This is a genomic window from Ruegeria sp., assembly GCF_965199275.1.
GTDB lineage: Bacteria > Pseudomonadota > Alphaproteobacteria > Rhodobacterales > Rhodobacteraceae > Ruegeria.
The window spans coordinates 19,577-32,492 of the sequence record NZ_CBDAQX010000008.1; the positions used below are offsets into that span (position 1 = coordinate 19,577).

The 12,916-nt window shown below is 68.1% G+C and carries 18 protein-coding genes; 1 reads left to right on the forward strand and 17 read right to left on the reverse strand.

Features of this window, described 5'->3' with window-relative positions; genetic code table 11:
- Nucleotides 1-32 precede the first annotated feature (32 nt).
- The 16 genes from ACOERD_RS02205 to ACOERD_RS02280 all read right to left on the reverse strand — a co-directional run bounded on the left by ACOERD_RS02205 (nucleotide 33) and on the right by ACOERD_RS02280 (nucleotide 9,251).
- Nucleotides 33-1,604 (reverse strand): phage portal protein family protein, encoded by a 1,572-nt coding sequence (locus tag ACOERD_RS02205; protein WP_419737908.1) that lies wholly within the window; start codon nucleotides 1,602-1,604, stop codon nucleotides 33-35.
- Between the two features lie 3 nt (nucleotides 1,605-1,607).
- The gene (locus ACOERD_RS02210; RefSeq protein WP_419737788.1) at nucleotides 1,608-3,035 is read right to left on the reverse strand and encodes a hypothetical protein; all 1,428 of its coding nucleotides are present in this window, start codon (nucleotides 3,033-3,035) and stop codon (nucleotides 1,608-1,610) included.
- Nucleotides 3,032-3,601 carry a phage protein Gp27 family protein gene (locus ACOERD_RS02215; protein ID WP_419737724.1) on the reverse strand — a complete coding sequence of 190 codons (570 nt, stop codon included), beginning with the start codon at nucleotides 3,599-3,601 and terminating at the stop codon, nucleotides 3,032-3,034. Before ACOERD_RS02215 ends, ACOERD_RS02210 begins: the two co-directional genes overlap by 4 nt.
- 1 nt (nucleotide 3,602) lies before the next feature.
- On the reverse strand, nucleotides 3,603-3,902 hold the full coding sequence (locus tag ACOERD_RS02220; protein ID WP_419737723.1) for a hypothetical protein: 300 nt from the start codon (nucleotides 3,900-3,902) through the stop codon (nucleotides 3,603-3,605).
- Nucleotides 3,899-4,327: a hypothetical protein gene (locus ACOERD_RS02225; RefSeq protein WP_419737789.1), complete on the reverse strand. Its 429-nt coding sequence runs from the start codon at nucleotides 4,325-4,327 to the stop codon at nucleotides 3,899-3,901. Before ACOERD_RS02225 ends, ACOERD_RS02220 begins: the two co-directional genes overlap by 4 nt.
- 49 nt (nucleotides 4,328-4,376) lie before the next feature.
- On the reverse strand, nucleotides 4,377-4,631 hold the full coding sequence (locus ACOERD_RS02230) for a hypothetical protein (RefSeq protein ID WP_419737909.1): 255 nt from the start codon (nucleotides 4,629-4,631) through the stop codon (nucleotides 4,377-4,379).
- On the reverse strand, nucleotides 4,621-4,902 hold the full coding sequence (locus ACOERD_RS02235) for a hypothetical protein (protein WP_419737791.1): 282 nt from the start codon (nucleotides 4,900-4,902) through the stop codon (nucleotides 4,621-4,623). The genes ACOERD_RS02230 and ACOERD_RS02235 overlap by 11 nt, the downstream gene beginning before the upstream one ends.
- A gap of 94 nt (nucleotides 4,903-4,996) precedes the next feature.
- On the reverse strand, nucleotides 4,997-5,368 hold the full coding sequence (locus tag ACOERD_RS02240; protein WP_419737910.1) for a hypothetical protein: 372 nt from the start codon (nucleotides 5,366-5,368) through the stop codon (nucleotides 4,997-4,999).
- Complete coding sequence (locus ACOERD_RS02245) at nucleotides 5,365-5,682, reverse strand: hypothetical protein (RefSeq protein WP_419737793.1); 318 nt, start codon at nucleotides 5,680-5,682, stop codon at nucleotides 5,365-5,367. The genes ACOERD_RS02240 and ACOERD_RS02245 overlap by 4 nt, the downstream gene beginning before the upstream one ends.
- A complete protein-coding gene (locus ACOERD_RS02250) occupies nucleotides 5,682-6,020 on the reverse strand; it encodes a hypothetical protein (protein WP_419737794.1) in 339 nt (112 codons plus the stop codon). Before ACOERD_RS02250 ends, ACOERD_RS02245 begins: the two co-directional genes overlap by 1 nt.
- Entirely contained in the window at nucleotides 6,017-6,700 is a 684-nt protein-coding gene (locus ACOERD_RS02255) for a hypothetical protein (RefSeq protein WP_419737911.1), read from the reverse strand. The genes ACOERD_RS02250 and ACOERD_RS02255 overlap by 4 nt, the downstream gene beginning before the upstream one ends.
- Nucleotides 6,697-6,918, reverse strand: coding sequence for a hypothetical protein (locus tag ACOERD_RS02260; protein WP_419737796.1), 222 nt, complete (start codon nucleotides 6,916-6,918; stop codon nucleotides 6,697-6,699). Before ACOERD_RS02260 ends, ACOERD_RS02255 begins: the two co-directional genes overlap by 4 nt.
- A gap of 24 nt (nucleotides 6,919-6,942) precedes the next feature.
- Nucleotides 6,943-7,689 carry a DUF3164 family protein gene (locus tag ACOERD_RS02265; RefSeq protein WP_419737797.1) on the reverse strand — a complete coding sequence of 249 codons (747 nt, stop codon included), beginning with the start codon at nucleotides 7,687-7,689 and terminating at the stop codon, nucleotides 6,943-6,945.
- Between the two features lie 73 nt (nucleotides 7,690-7,762).
- Nucleotides 7,763-7,930, reverse strand: a complete 168-nt coding sequence (locus ACOERD_RS02270; RefSeq protein WP_419737912.1) for a hypothetical protein — start codon at nucleotides 7,928-7,930, stop codon at nucleotides 7,763-7,765.
- Nucleotides 7,927-8,943 (reverse strand): AAA family ATPase, encoded by a 1,017-nt coding sequence (locus tag ACOERD_RS02275; RefSeq protein WP_419737913.1) that lies wholly within the window; start codon nucleotides 8,941-8,943, stop codon nucleotides 7,927-7,929. Before ACOERD_RS02275 ends, ACOERD_RS02270 begins: the two co-directional genes overlap by 4 nt.
- Before the next feature lie 26 nt (nucleotides 8,944-8,969).
- Complete coding sequence (locus ACOERD_RS02280) at nucleotides 8,970-9,251, reverse strand: hypothetical protein (protein ID WP_419737914.1); 282 nt, start codon at nucleotides 9,249-9,251, stop codon at nucleotides 8,970-8,972.
- Here ACOERD_RS02280 and ACOERD_RS02285 point away from each other — a divergent pair.
- A complete protein-coding gene (locus tag ACOERD_RS02285) occupies nucleotides 9,244-10,986 on the forward strand; it encodes an IS1634 family transposase (protein WP_419737624.1) in 1,743 nt (580 codons plus the stop codon). The genes ACOERD_RS02280 and ACOERD_RS02285 overlap by 8 nt on opposite strands.
- An 85-nt stretch (nucleotides 10,987-11,071) precedes the next feature.
- On the opposite strand, the gene ACOERD_RS02290 is transcribed toward ACOERD_RS02285, so the two are convergent.
- Nucleotides 11,072-12,766: a Mu transposase C-terminal domain-containing protein gene (locus tag ACOERD_RS02290; RefSeq protein ID WP_419737915.1), complete on the reverse strand. Its 1,695-nt coding sequence runs from the start codon at nucleotides 12,764-12,766 to the stop codon at nucleotides 11,072-11,074.
- Nucleotides 12,767-12,916 lie beyond the last annotated feature (150 nt).

Consider the following 12,916-nt stretch of genomic DNA (forward strand, 5'->3'; position numbering starts at 1 on the left):
GTGGCGTGAGATCGATCGGGTCAGCCATGGGGTCACGCCTCCGGATCGCTTTCGGGCATCACCGGCGCATCGGCGGTGCCTGCGAGCTGGGCTGCAAAATCAGCGCGCGCGTAAAGCCCGGCCAGCGCTTCGGCGGCTGGGTGGGTGGCCAGTTCCGCCAGCCGGTCGCGCAACGCTTGAAGCGTTTCCGCCTCATCCAGTGCGCCCTGAACGGGAATGAGCGTGGCAGCGGCGGCCTCTGCGGCAATATCGGGGCCGATGAGATGGCCGACCAGCCCGGTGATGGCATCACCCGGGGCGCCGCCGGGCGGCGCGGCAAACTCTGCGGTGGGATCAGACATGTCGGGCGGCCTGTCGGGCCGGGGGGCCGGCTCTTCCCAGACCCCACCATAGGTCTCTTCGATATAGCTGCGCGCGGGGCGCAGGCCGGAGGCCTGGGTGATGTAATAATCGCGTTTTGCGCGGATCTCGAGGTCCTCGGGTGGCGCGGTATCGCGGTAAAGCCGGGGCACGGCAGCCCCGGGAAAGTTCCAGTGGGTGAGCCATGTGGCCACGCTGGCGTGCAGGCATTCGGAAAGCCGATGTTCGTCACTGGCGATGAGGGCCTGAAGGGTTTCATTCTGGACCCTGGCTGTGCCCACATGCTGGCCGATCTCGGAGGTGGCGTGCTGGCCCACCACCGCTTCGGCGATCATGCGATCCAGAGCGGACAGCATGGAGCGGAAGTCTCCGCCCCCCGAGCCTCTACCACCGGCTCCACCGCCGGAACCGGCGGCGGCCAGCGTTTCCACCGACTGGCCCTCGGGCAGCGCGATGCAGCTGGCTGTCACCGCCTGTCCCATGATTGCCAGCAGCGCATCGATCTCCGGTTGCAGCGCATCCTGTCTGTATTTGCCCACCAGCACCGGCGCCCCGAACTTCTCCAGCGCCACCGACCACATGCGCAGCACCTGCCGCTTGAGCCAGACCGGCCAGATGCACCAATGCGCGGCCCCCAGCCCGAAGGGTTGCCCGCCATGGCGCGGCGGGGTGCGGTGCAGGATGTATTTTGCTGGCGGCAGCGGGATCCCGGCCGGATGGCTCCGGGTGATCAGCAGCGGCTCGAGCGTGGTCCGGTCATGGCGGATGAGGCGCGGATCGCGACTGCGGATATCGACCAGCCGGACGCGGTGCCCCTCCACCGCCCAAAGGCATTCGGAGATCGCATAGCCATACCAGATCGCGTGCAGAAGCGCCCGGCTGACCCGGTTCATGTCGAGGCCGCCCAACTGCAAGCGCAGATCGTCGGCGGCCGCCACGTCCCGCGCGCGCGTCCCGCCGGGCTCGATTGTCAGGGGGGCCGCCAGCAACCCGTCGATGCGCTGGCCCAGCACGGCGGTGGCCTTGCTGTCGGTCAGGGCGATCTCGGCGGCGTCCAGTCCGGCGTCATCGCCCGGGACAGCGCCAAAGCCGCCCGGCCCGCCGGCCAGCGCGCTGCCCAGACCTTCCAGCCAGCCTGCGGTCTGACCCCAGATGCCGGTTCCGCCCAGCCGGGCGGTCTGGGCCGGTGCGGCCCGCTCTGCGGTATCGGGGCGCTTGGGCACATCGCTGTCACGGGGATCCATGGCTTACCTCCAGCCAACAGGGCCCGCCAGCGGCGAGCGGATGATGTCAAGATCGGGATCGGCGCGGTAGCCCGCGCCCGCGCCTGGCCCGCCGCCCAGCCCGGCGGAGCTGAGTTGCGGACCCGGCCGCATCTCGAAGGGCCCTGCCACCGAGGCGGCTCCGAAGGCCGCGAGCGCCAGGGCCCAGAAGCGATCGGCATGCCCGTCACTGTCCTTGCGGTCGGCAACAAGGCGCGGCGCCCCGGAGACCGAGGGTTCGGCGCGCACGGAATGCAGATCATCCCAGAGCGCGGGATCGGCGGGAATGCGAATGCGGCGATCCTCGAAGGCCTCGCGCAGGGCGCCGGCCACATCGAGCTTGCGGGCCGCCGACAGGAGCACCCCTTCCACGGTGAGCGCGCCATGGTCTTCCTGGTACTGCTCGACCACCGCCTCGCCCATGCCGGTCTGATCGACCAGGATGCGCAAGGGGCGGTGCGCGCGCGCAAGACGGCGCATTTCGGCGCGCTGTTCGGCAAAGGTTTTGTTGTCCAGTGTGACAATCTCGCGCAGCCAGAGCGTGCCCCCATCATCTTCCAGCACGGCGGCCACCCAGAGGTCGCGACGGCGCGCCACATCAACACCGATATAGCAGGGACCGGAGCCGCGATGGTCGGGGTTTCCGGCGCGCGCGTCGCGTGAGGCGGCGCGGATGAGATCATAAAGCAGCCAGGCCCCGCCGCCCGCCGAAGGCACGCAGTCGAGCTCTTCCGGCCCGTGGCGGCCATATTGGGCGCGGATGGCGGCCTCCCAGGCGGTTTCGGCCGGCTGCGTGAGCGGTTGATCGGTAAGCTGTGCAATCCGCCCATAGAGCCCCTGAGCGAGCGCGTCACGCAGTGTCACCCGGTGGAGCGTGCCCGGCTGGCGAGCCTCCCGGATATCGCGCACCAGCGTGTTGAACGGGTTGGCCTCGCCGTTATGGGTGGAGATGATCCGCACCCGGCCGCCCCAGGTCAGAAACGCAAGCGCCGCTTTCAGCACCGCGTCGAGCGTGTCGACAAAGGCGGCCTCATCGATCACCGCCACATCGCCCGGACGGCCCTTGCCCCGAAACCCGCGTGGGGAAGAGGTCATGGCGAGGATCTGTTTGCCCGAGGCCAGCGCGATCCGGAAGGCCTGGATGTCGCGGCCCTCATCATGGATCAGAACCTCGCCGGCCGCCCCGGCCGCGATGCCGAGGTCCTCGGCCCAGCCCGCGCAATCGTCGATGAAGCCGCGCGTCATGTCGCGTGCGTAGCTCTGATAGTAGATATCGCCCCGGCCCGTGCCTGCATGCATCACCGCGTGATAGGCCTCGGCCCAGCTGATCCCGATGCGGCGGGACTTCTCGATCACGGCCAGCGGGGCGGGGTCCCCCACCCAGGCCGATTGATAGGGCAGAAGGGTCCTCATGCATCACCACCCTCGACCGCCTGCCGGATCAGGGCGGCAACATCCGGGCTGAGACCGGCCCCGCGCGCGGCCGCCCCGGCCCGTTCTCCCCCGGCGCGGCGCTCGGCCTCGGCCAGGCGTTTGCGTTCCTTGTCGGCCATTGCCTCGCGCAAGCCCGATGAGCTCATGACATCCTTCATCATCCGGCCCAGGAAATGCAGATCACGCGGATCGATCTCCCCGGCCTCCCGGGTCATCTGCGCTTTCATCACCTTGAAGGCCACGGTGGTGATCATCTCGAAGAGCACCGATTGGCGGCGGGCTTCCTCTTCCAGCCCGATCTCGTCCAGCCACCCCGCCGCCCAGCCGGTGGCCTCCTGCTGAAGGCGCGAGAACTCCCGGTGTTCCTGGCCGAACCGCTGCACCGTTGAGCGCCCGATCGTGACCAGCAGCCCCTTCTCGGCCAGGCGGTCATTGAGCGCGTCGGTGATCGTGTCATAGTCGGCAAACCCCTGCGCGGCGAGCTCTTCGCGCAGCCAGTCACGGATGGCCGAGGGCAGAAGATCGATCTTGCGCCGTCGCGGCATGTCACGGCCCCTTTGGTGCGGGCCGCCTCACGCCGGGATGGAGGGCCCGGCCTTGCGCGATATCCACGCCGCGCGCGGTGGCCGAGGCCAGAACGAAGCCCTCATGGTCCTCCAGCGTCACAAGCTCCTGTTCGCTGAGCCAGGCCAGCGTCGAGACCAGCCGGTCGCGCGAGGTGGTAATGCCCAGCCCATTGCAGACATCCATGAGGATCTCCGAGTTGGAGGCATATTCGAGACAGGCCGAAAGATGGGTGAGGATGGCCAGGCGGCGGTGGGCGTCCAGTGTTGCGGCATAGCTCATCTGCGGCTCTCTCCCAGAAGATGGTCCTCGATCCGGGTGATGGCGGCCGAGAGGGTGCCCACGGCCCTGGCATCGCGCTCCATGGCGGTGCGCAACTCCGAGACCGCGCCCGCCTGGCGTTCGATGGCAAGCTGCAGCGCGTGAATGTCCTCGCGGCTGGCCAGCCCCGCCACCGCGCCTTCCAGCCGCGTCAGCCGTTCGGCGTGGCGATCGAGCCGGTCGGTGACATCTGCCCCGGGCCCGGACCGGGATGGGTGCGGGGAGGCGCTGCGCCGCAAAAGACCCAGCCGCTGCAGGGCCACCACGGCGCCGCCCAGAAGGCCCAGGATCGCAAGGAGCGCGGCAAAGCTCTGCCAGTCTTCAGGGGTGGGCGTCATCAGCAGGCCTCCGGGAAAGATATGCGGGCAAAAGGGTCCTGCCCACATTAGCGGCTTTGCGCCACATCAGTCAGCGGACCATGGTCCGCTGCTCTGGTTATACCCGGGGGCGGTGCGGGATCGTTGCAGACCGGACAGGGCACACCGCGCCGCACTTCACGTTGCAGACCGGACAGGGCACACCGCGCCGCACTTCACTGTCGGTCATGTCAAAAAGCCAGCCCTTTGCGGTGCGCCAGCCGGGCATCAGGCCCGGAGCCTGCCCCCGGTCATCGGCATGCATCATCACGCGGCGCATCCGGGGTGGGGGCGTCAAACCCGGAAGCCAGGGCTGGCGGCGTTCAGTCTTCACTGTGAACCGCCCGCGCCGCCTCCAGCCAGGCCAGACAGGCGGCGCTCAGATCACCCCCGTGGGCGACGAGGCCGTGAAGCTGTATTTCCACGATGCCGCAGGCGAGCTGGGGGATTTCCACCTTTGCCCCGGTCTCGATGAGCGCCGTGGTTACCGCCTCGGTGATCGTCTCCACATCCTCCATTCTCGAAAGCCGCTCCAGAAGGGCGGCGCGGGCTGTGGTGCCGGGATCGGCGTTTTTGTCCTGTTCTTCCATATCCATATCCTTCATCTAGGTACATTCTCCCGCTTCCGCCTGGTACAGCGCCCGCCGGAAAAGGCGATCTGCGCCCGCCCCCCGGGCCGGCGGAAGGCACCCTGCCGGCTCATGGCTTGCGCGCCTCGCGCCGGTAGCGCCGCACGGTGCCGGTTGCAATACGCAAGGCGCGGGCGATCTCGCCTGTTCCCATGCCGCGCCCTGCCAGCCACAGCACCACCGCGCGGCGCGCCAGCGGCACCTCCAGCACATGACCGCCACAGCCCTGCATGAGCGCCTGTGCAGGCGCGTGACCCAGAAGGGCGATCAGGGCCTGGCCGTCGGGGCTTTGATCGCGCTGGAACATGGCGGGCACCCGCCAGCTCTGCCCGCCATGTTCCAGCGCGATGGCAAGTGCTGCCTCGCGCCCGGCGTGATCGGCAATCTCGGCCAGGGAGGCCGGCAGGGGCGCGGATGCGCAAGTCTGATGCGGGCGGGTCAATGCTCAGGTCTCCGGCGGGCACCCCTTTGGTGCCGCAGGCTCAGCCGTTCGGCGCGGTTCGAGATCGGCCCGGCCTGGGCGTTGGTTATGGTGACGAGTGCGACCGTGCCATCTGCCGTGCGCCGCAGATGAAACCGCAGGCCGCCCCGGATCACCGCGCCCTCGCCAAAGGTGCGCATGGCGGCCTCCGCGCCCGGCACCTGCGCCGCAATCCGCGCCCTCAGCCCCTCCACATCCACACCCCAGCTGCGCTCGAGCCAGCGCAGCACCGCGTGTTCGGTGACATGCAGCGAAAAGTGGCTTGACCTATCCATTACGCAGCCCCCCGGTCTGGCGTCTCGCGCGACATGCGCCGCGCGGCCATCTTCCGGCGTCCGTATTCGGCAGGGGTGAGGCGAAGCCGCTTTGCCTCGATCCGCGTCTGCGCGCGCCGCTGCTGGCGGGTGAGGCGGGAGGCAGGCGGGATGGCCCTGTTGGCCTTCAGCTTTGCAACCCACCGCCTCTGCGCGCGCCCGACCCCTGCGCCCGGTGCGGCGCGCGTATACTGGCGCGTGTGCTGACCCGGGGGTGCGGGTGTGGCACGTCCGGCCTGAAGCGGCATGGAGGTCAGCCCCGCAAGCAGGGCGCCATAAAGCATCTGTGCCATCTTCATGGGGAGACCTCCGCATCTGCATCTGCCTGCGCCTCTGCGCGGGCCAGCATCGCGCGCAGCGACCGGATCACATCGGTGATGCAGCCCGTATCGGTCAGCGCATCCACATCGATGGGCACAAAGGCCCAATGCGCCCCGAAGCGCGCGCGGATGAAGGCGTTGAGCCCGGCGCGGCCCGGGCGTTTCAGCGCGCCCCGGCGCCCCAGTTCGCCCCAGAGCGCGTGAATGAGGCGCACGTCGCCCCTTTTGGCTTTGGGGCGGGGGTTTGCGCCGCTGTGGCTGTCCCGGTGGGCCGCGCTGGCGCCCTTCTGACCGCCCCTGTGGCCGCCCCCTGTGCCATCCGGGGCTCCGCCCCTGTGGCCGCCCCCTGTGCCATCCGGGGCTCCGCCCCTGTGGCCGCCCCCTGTGCCATCCGGGGCTCCGCCCGTTCGGCGCTTCATCCGTCCACTGGACGGATGACCGGTTGCACCGGACCGCGCCTCACCCTGCAGCGTGTTGAGATGGGCCAGTAGTCGGGCCAGGTCGCGGGCGGACATGTCCCGCATCGACGCCTTGCCGGTCACAGCCAGTTGCACATCATGGCGTGCGTCCGCATCGAGCCCGAGGGCGCGGCAGGCCCCGTGCGCCGCGCGCATCAGCCGGGCGCGGTCCCCTTCGGCATATCGGCGGGTGCGGGTCATGTCACCGCCGCCCCGCCCTGCGCTTTGCGCGCCGCGCGTTCGAACCTCTTCTGCCGCCGCGCGATCCGCATCCGCTGCGCTTTATGTTCGGGCGCCTTCATCGGCAGGCGCGTGACGGGCAGACCGGAGACCCCCTCGGGGATATGCCTGATCCGCCCGGCCGCCACCGCCGCGTCGATGAGCCTGCGCGCCTCGGCGGAGAGCGGGGCGCGCGTCATGCGGGTGCCAAAGACCGCCACCGCTCAGCCCGCCTTGGCCAGATCGATGCTGATCGGCTCCCAGGCCGCATCGGGGGTGGCGCGGCGATAACAGCGCATATAGGTTTTCGAGCCCACCACCCGCATCGCATCGCGGATCGCTTCCATCGCCCTGCGCCAGCGCCCGTCGGCGATATCGAGCCGCAGCAGGCTGTAGATGCCGGCGCGCGCGATCTCGCCCTCCTTGTCGACCTGGAAGGCGTGGGAGACGATGGTGCGGATCTCGGCGCGGCTGCCCTCGGCCCATTCGGCCAGGCATTCCTCCACCAGGTCGCGCGCCACCTGCAATTCGGGGCCGAAGGCGATGCGATCTGCGATCTGCACCTGCACCTTCATGGTGCCGTCATAGGACATATAGGTGCGGTTGCCCTTGACCGAGCGGCGGCTATGGCCGCCATATTCGGCCTCCAGGATCGCATCAAACCCGCCGATCTCGTCAAAGCAATGGGACCGGAACCGCCCGATCTGCCCCGAGAGATCACCGGCAAAATGAATGACCCGGCGCACCATCTCGTCCTGCAACTGGTCCTGCGGGCGCACCATCTCGAGCGGTGTCAGGCGCCCTTGTGCATCGCGCATGTAGCGCGCACCATCAATGTCCACCGTGGCCGCATCGATCCAGTTCAGCGGCGGCAGGCCCAGAGATACGGGACCGGCTTCGCTCTCCGGGTCACAGCCCTGGTCGATCCGGGCCTCGGGGCCCCTGTCGGGATGCGGGTTTGTCTGTGCCATAACATGTCCTTTCGATGTGTGAACTGTTGCAGGGGGTCTTTTGCAGCGGGGGTGCGGTCCCGGATCGGGGTCCTCAGCCCTCGGCCGCGTCCTCAAAATCCACATGCGCGAAGATCGCCGGCACCCCGTCTTCCAGCCCGACGTCATCGATCTCATGCAAGCCGCCCAGGATGTCGGCGATCCAGACCTCCTCATGGGCCGACAGCTCCGAGAGCCGTTCGATCAGCTCCTCTACGCTCATGACAGCTCTCCCGCCGCCGCTTCGATATCGGCCTCCGTAATGGTCTCACGCCCGGCGCCGCGCGCGATCATCCAGGCCCGCGCCAGATGGCGGCGCAACCCGTGCAGCCCGCCGGGCCCTGCAGCGGCGGCGATCAGATGCTTCATCTCGCGGGCGCCCGGTTTGCGTCCCAGCGGTCCTGCGGCAATGGCGGCCACATCGTCGCGGGCCAGCGCCTTGAGATCGACCCGCATGCCGATCCGCCCCGTCACCTGCGGACAGCGCGCCAGCGTCATGCGGATGGTGTCATCGCCGATGAGCGCCAGCCCGCAGCCGGCCATGTCGCGAATGCAGCGGAGCTCATCAAGCAGGGGTGCGCGCAGATGATGCGCCTCATCGACCACGATGAGCGCGCCGCGCCCCTCAAGGCCGGCCACAATCGCCTGCTCGGCCTCCATGGAATGGGTCGGGCGTGCCCCCGCGCCAAGGGCTGTGCCGAGCCGCGAAAGCAGCCGGGGCAGGGTCGTGAGCGTCGGCGAGGCGCGCAGCCAGATCGCCTGGGCGCGGCCGGCGCAATGGGTCTCGGCCGCCCAGGTCTTGCCGCGCCCCGAGGGGCCATGGATCAGCGCCAGATCGCCGGCGGCCTGGGCATAGGCCAGCGCCGCGCTGACCGCCCGCGTGGCACAGGTCTCGGCATGGGCATCGAGCCGGGCCCCGCCAAAGGCATGGGCGGCGCGCTCGGCGCGGGTATCAAGCCAGCGCCCGATCCGCGCCTCCACGGCGTCATTGTCGCCGCCATAGCTGCCGTTCAGCCAGCTTGAGAGCGTGGGGGCGCTGACCCCGGGACCGATCTCGGCAGCAGCCCTGGCGCGCGACAGGCCAAAGGCGGCCATTTCCGCCTCCACCCGGGCGCGCAGCTCCGCCGGGGCGGGGGCCGCAGAGGCGGGATCGAGGACGCCAGAGGCGGGATCGGGGTTCGCAGACGGGCCGCGCGCCTCACGCGCAAGGGGTGTGATGTTTTCTGCCGGTTCCATCGGGGGTTCTCCTCTCTCAGATGCCTTCATCCAGAAACAGTTTCGCGGCCGCCTCCAGCGCAGGGCTGGCGCCCCCGGCCCCGCCAGCGGTGCGGCGGGAGGCTTTGGGTGCGGCGCTGGACGCAGACCCGCCTGCGCCCGCACGCGCCTCGGCCGCCTTGCCCCTGACTTCCGACCTTTTTGTTGATCTGACTGGGTTTTTGGTTTGTTTTCAGGTGTGGTTGCTCAGAGGCGCGTTGTAGTGCCCCATTATTATAAAAAGTATTGACATGGGCCTTCAGATGGCTAACCTCTTCGCCCATGTTCATCCGCACCAAACATGACGCAAAGCTCAACCGCACACGGATCCAGATCGTTGAATCCGTCCGCACCGGCTCCAAGGTACGCCAGAAGATCCTGCGCCATGTGGGTGTGGCCCATAACGACAGCGAGATTGAGGATATCAAGCGTCTGGCGGGCCGCTTGATGGAGCAATTACGCATTGATCGCTCGCCGCAAATGGAACTGTTCACGCCCACGGAATATGCCGATCTGCAGGCGCTGGTGCGCCGCGCTCCGCGGCCGGACAAGCTTGGCGTTGATCTTGCCGAGTGCCGTGAGGAGGCGCGGGTCTCTCTGGGTCTGCGGGATGTCATGGGGACGATGTATGACCAACTGGGTTGGGGGGCCCTTCTGGGGGCGGCGCGTAAAAGTGCCAATCGCATTGTGAAAGAGCTGGTTATGGCGCGGATCGCACAGCCCGAGAGCAAGCGCGCGACCGTGGAGGCGTTGGAGAACCAGGCAGGCATCACGCTCAATCTGGACGTGGTCTATCGGAGCATGGATTACATCAATACGCCGGTGATAGACGGGATTTGCAAAACCTCTCACGCGGCGGCAGAGAAGTTGCTGGGCGGGCCAGTGACCGTGCTGTTCTACGATTGCACGACCCTGGCCTTTGACACCGAGCGCGAGGACCCGGCCGAGGATGCGGACGGGGTCGAGCAGGATCATCTTCTGGCCAAGGGCTTCAGCAAGGATGGCAAGCATCACCGCGCTCAGGTCATGCTGGCGCTGATCGTCACCTCCGATGGGCTGCCTGTGGGCTATGAACTCTTCCCGGGAAACACCTGGGAAGGTCATACGCTGGAAGCTGCGCTGAAGGCGTTGGAGGGACGCTTCGACGTGGCCAGGGTCACGTTCGTGGCCGATGCCGCCATGCTCAGCAAGGACAACCAGCAGATGTTGCAGAACAAGGGTCTGCCCTACATCCTCGGCTATCGCATGAAGTCCGCCCCGGCCGCCGTGAAGGCGAACATTTTGAGCCCGGAGGGACGCCAGCCTTGGGCTGGACACGGTTCTGAAGAGGCAACCGAGAAGGGCTGGTACAAGGTGATCGACCAGGAGGGAGCGCGGGTCATTGTGACCTGGTCACCCACCCGGGCACGCAATGATGCCCACAAGCGCGACAAGGCAATCGAAAAGCTGCACAAGAAGCTCAAGCGCTCTCGCAAACCCGGCAGCTTCAGCAGCCGGGGATATGGCCGCTTCCTGGCCTTCCCCGACAGCGGGGACGTCACGCTGGATGATGCAAAGATCAAGGCAGCGGCACAATGGGACGGGCTGCATGCCATTGTTGTTCATGGTGCGGACGAACTGGAGGCACAGGACGTCATTGCCCGCTATCACCAGTTGTGGGAGATCGAAGCCTGCTTCCGCACCAACAAGCACGATCTGAAAATCCGGCCCATCTATCACTGGTCGCCGCGTCGGGTCCGGGCCCATATCGCCATCTGCTACATGGCCTTCTGCTGCCTGCAGCACCTGCGCAAGCATCTGGACCTGCTCGGACACCCGATGAGCCCGGCTCGTATCCGCAACGAGTTGAACGCATTGCAGCTCTCGATCCTGCGCCACAAAGGCACCCCTGACCGCTACGGCATGCCAAGCCATGCCACGGTCGATGCCAGACGCATCCTCACCTGCGTCGGCCTGACCTGGAACGAAGCCCCTTTCAAGATACCCCCCGGGCGCACCCGAAAAACTGGCCAGACCAAAGCCTGAGCTCCCTCAACACTCCGAAACAATCGCTGGCGAAAAAAGTCCGTGTAGTGCCTTTTGGCAACCAAGGCATAATAATATCAATGACTTATACGAAAAAATGTCGGAAGTCAGGAAACAGTTTCGCGGCCGCCTCCAGCGCAGGGCTGGCGCCCCCGGCCCCGCCAGCGGTGCGGCGGGAGGCTTTGGGTGCGGCGCTGGACGCAGACCCGCCTGCGCCCGCACGCGCCTCGGCCGCCTTGCCGGCCTCCTTGAGTGCCGGCGTCTCATGGGGTTGATCCGCCCGTGCCCCGCTGCGCGGCCCGACGCTGGAAAAGGCGATCACCTTGCCCGCCGCCTCCTCAGACGCGCTGAGCACATCCTCCATCGCCCCCTTGGGATTGTGGGCGCGGGCCAGATCGCGGGCGTCCTTGCGGGCGGCACTGTCGGCCTTGCGGGCCCGGGTTTTCGCCTGCGCCGCGATCCGGGTCAGATCAGCCCCGGTGCGCGCGGGGTCCTCGGCCATGAAGAGAAACCGCCCCTCAGGCGAAAACACGAAAAGACGCGCGGGATCAGCAGGGTCATAGCGCAGCTCCACCCGCTCACCCACGCGGGTGCCCATCTCCGGGGCGATGTACCAGATACCCCCCACCGAGAGGCCCTGCTTGGAGATGGTGCGGCGCGGCCCGTCTCCCGAGCGGCTCACCGGCTCGGCCAGGAGCGGATCAAGCGCGCGCGGATCACCGATCCGGCGCAGGGGCCTGTCCGGGTCTCCCGGCCAGGCCGCCATGCGCTGAAAAGGGCTCTCGCCGGTGCCGCCATGGGCGCGGCGCCCATAGATGGCCTCGACCCAGATGTCGCATTTGCGCTGCAGCTCCGCCCCGGAAAGCGCGATGTCAAAGGTCTCGGCCGCGTCCGTGCCGCGTCTCCGGGACATGGACTTTTTTGCCTCAAGCTTCTTGCGGTCCATCACGTCATGGCCGGTAAAGCCCGGCAGGAAGGCAAAGAGATCGCGCGTCATCGTGCCGAAGAAGCGCTCGATATAAGGTTTTGCCTCGGGCGTATAGGGCGGGCAGATGTCATGCTGGATGCCCAGGTCCGAGAGCACCCGGGTGAGATGGCGCGAGGTGTAGTCCCGGCCCTCATCGGTGCGCGCCACCTCCGGCACGCCCCAGTCGACAAGGCAGCGCCGCAGGAGCGCGCAGATCGCCGTTGCCCGGCTGGTGGGTACCACCAGAACCTTCGCCCGGCGCGCCCAGACATCAATGGCCCCCACGATCGTATGCCGCCCGTCGGTGCAGATCACATCCGCAGGCGTCGAATCCAGTTCCCAGAGCGCGTTGGGCGCGCGCACTTCCGCCGCCGCGCACCCAAGCGCAGGGGCCAGCCGCGCGCGATGCCCGTCAGGATCAGAGACGGCCGAGAGCGCACGGGCGTTCTCCGCATCGCCCCGCCAGGTCTTCAGCCAGCGCTGTGTCGCGCGCAAGGACGGCGTCTTGCCATAGCGCGCCTTCAGCACCCGCACCACATGGGAGGCGGTCAGGTGTCCCCCGTGCTCATGGATCAGCGCAAGGGCGCAGTCGCGCATCTGCGCGTCACTGAGCGGCCCGCAGCGCCCGCGCCCGGGCCGGTCGGTCAGCACCACCAGCCGCGCCTCGGGTGCCAGGCCCTGGCAGGTCAGACGCCAGCGGCGCACGGTGTCACCTGTCACCCCGGCGCCTTTTGCGGCCCGGGCATCCGCATCCGCCCGCGCTATCCCTGTGGCTATCAATCGCTCGGAGGCCGCCACCGCATCCAGCCGCATCCGCGCCTGCGCCAGTGCGGCAGACGAGCGGGGTGCGCTCGGGGGTGCGTCTGAACGAGACGGAAGACCGGCGGAAGGCGTTGCGCCTGAACGGGTCTTTGAGGGGGCCTTGAGGGGGTTTGCATTTGACAGGCCTGGGGGCGTGGAGGG

What these genes read in the sequence shown, in the direction of transcription:
- ACOERD_RS02205 (WP_419737908.1), bottom strand. Translation starts at nt 1,604, where the DNA reads ATGGATCCCCGTGACAGCGATGTGCCCAAGCGCCCCGATACCGCAGAG.
- ACOERD_RS02265 (WP_419737797.1), bottom strand. Translation starts at nt 7,689, where the DNA reads ATGGCACAGACAAACCCGCATCCCGACAGGGGCCCCGAGGCCCGGATC.
- ACOERD_RS02270 (WP_419737912.1), bottom strand. Translation starts at nt 7,930, where the DNA reads ATGAGCGTAGAGGAGCTGATCGAACGGCTCTCGGAGCTGTCGGCCCAT.
- ACOERD_RS02225 (WP_419737789.1), bottom strand. Translation starts at nt 4,327, where the DNA reads ATGTGGGCAGGACCCTTTTGCCCGCATATCTTTCCCGGAGGCCTGCTG.
- ACOERD_RS02280 (WP_419737914.1), bottom strand. Translation starts at nt 9,251, where the DNA reads ATGAACATGGGCGAAGAGGTTAGCCATCTGAAGGCCCATGTCAATACT.
- ACOERD_RS02220 (WP_419737723.1), bottom strand. Translation starts at nt 3,902, where the DNA reads ATGAGCTATGCCGCAACACTGGACGCCCACCGCCGCCTGGCCATCCTC.
- ACOERD_RS02285 (WP_419737624.1), top strand. Translation starts at nt 9,244, where the DNA reads ATGTTCATCCGCACCAAACATGACGCAAAGCTCAACCGCACACGGATC.
- ACOERD_RS02275 (WP_419737913.1), bottom strand. Translation starts at nt 8,943, where the DNA reads ATGGAACCGGCAGAAAACATCACACCCCTTGCGCGTGAGGCGCGCGGC.
- ACOERD_RS02215 (WP_419737724.1), bottom strand. Translation starts at nt 3,601, where the DNA reads ATGCCGCGACGGCGCAAGATCGATCTTCTGCCCTCGGCCATCCGTGAC.
- ACOERD_RS02245 (WP_419737793.1), bottom strand. Translation starts at nt 5,682, where the DNA reads ATGGATAGGTCAAGCCACTTTTCGCTGCATGTCACCGAACACGCGGTG.
- ACOERD_RS02235 (WP_419737791.1), bottom strand. Translation starts at nt 4,902, where the DNA reads ATGAAGGATATGGATATGGAAGAACAGGACAAAAACGCCGATCCCGGC.
- ACOERD_RS02250 (WP_419737794.1), bottom strand. Translation starts at nt 6,020, where the DNA reads ATGAAGATGGCACAGATGCTTTATGGCGCCCTGCTTGCGGGGCTGACC.
- ACOERD_RS02210 (WP_419737788.1), bottom strand. Translation starts at nt 3,035, where the DNA reads ATGAGGACCCTTCTGCCCTATCAATCGGCCTGGGTGGGGGACCCCGCC.
- ACOERD_RS02290 (WP_419737915.1), bottom strand. Translation starts at nt 12,766, where the DNA reads ATGCGGCTGGATGCGGTGGCGGCCTCCGAGCGATTGATAGCCACAGGG.
- ACOERD_RS02260 (WP_419737796.1), bottom strand. Translation starts at nt 6,918, where the DNA reads ATGACGCGCGCCCCGCTCTCCGCCGAGGCGCGCAGGCTCATCGACGCG.
- ACOERD_RS02255 (WP_419737911.1), bottom strand. Translation starts at nt 6,700, where the DNA reads ATGACCCGCACCCGCCGATATGCCGAAGGGGACCGCGCCCGGCTGATG.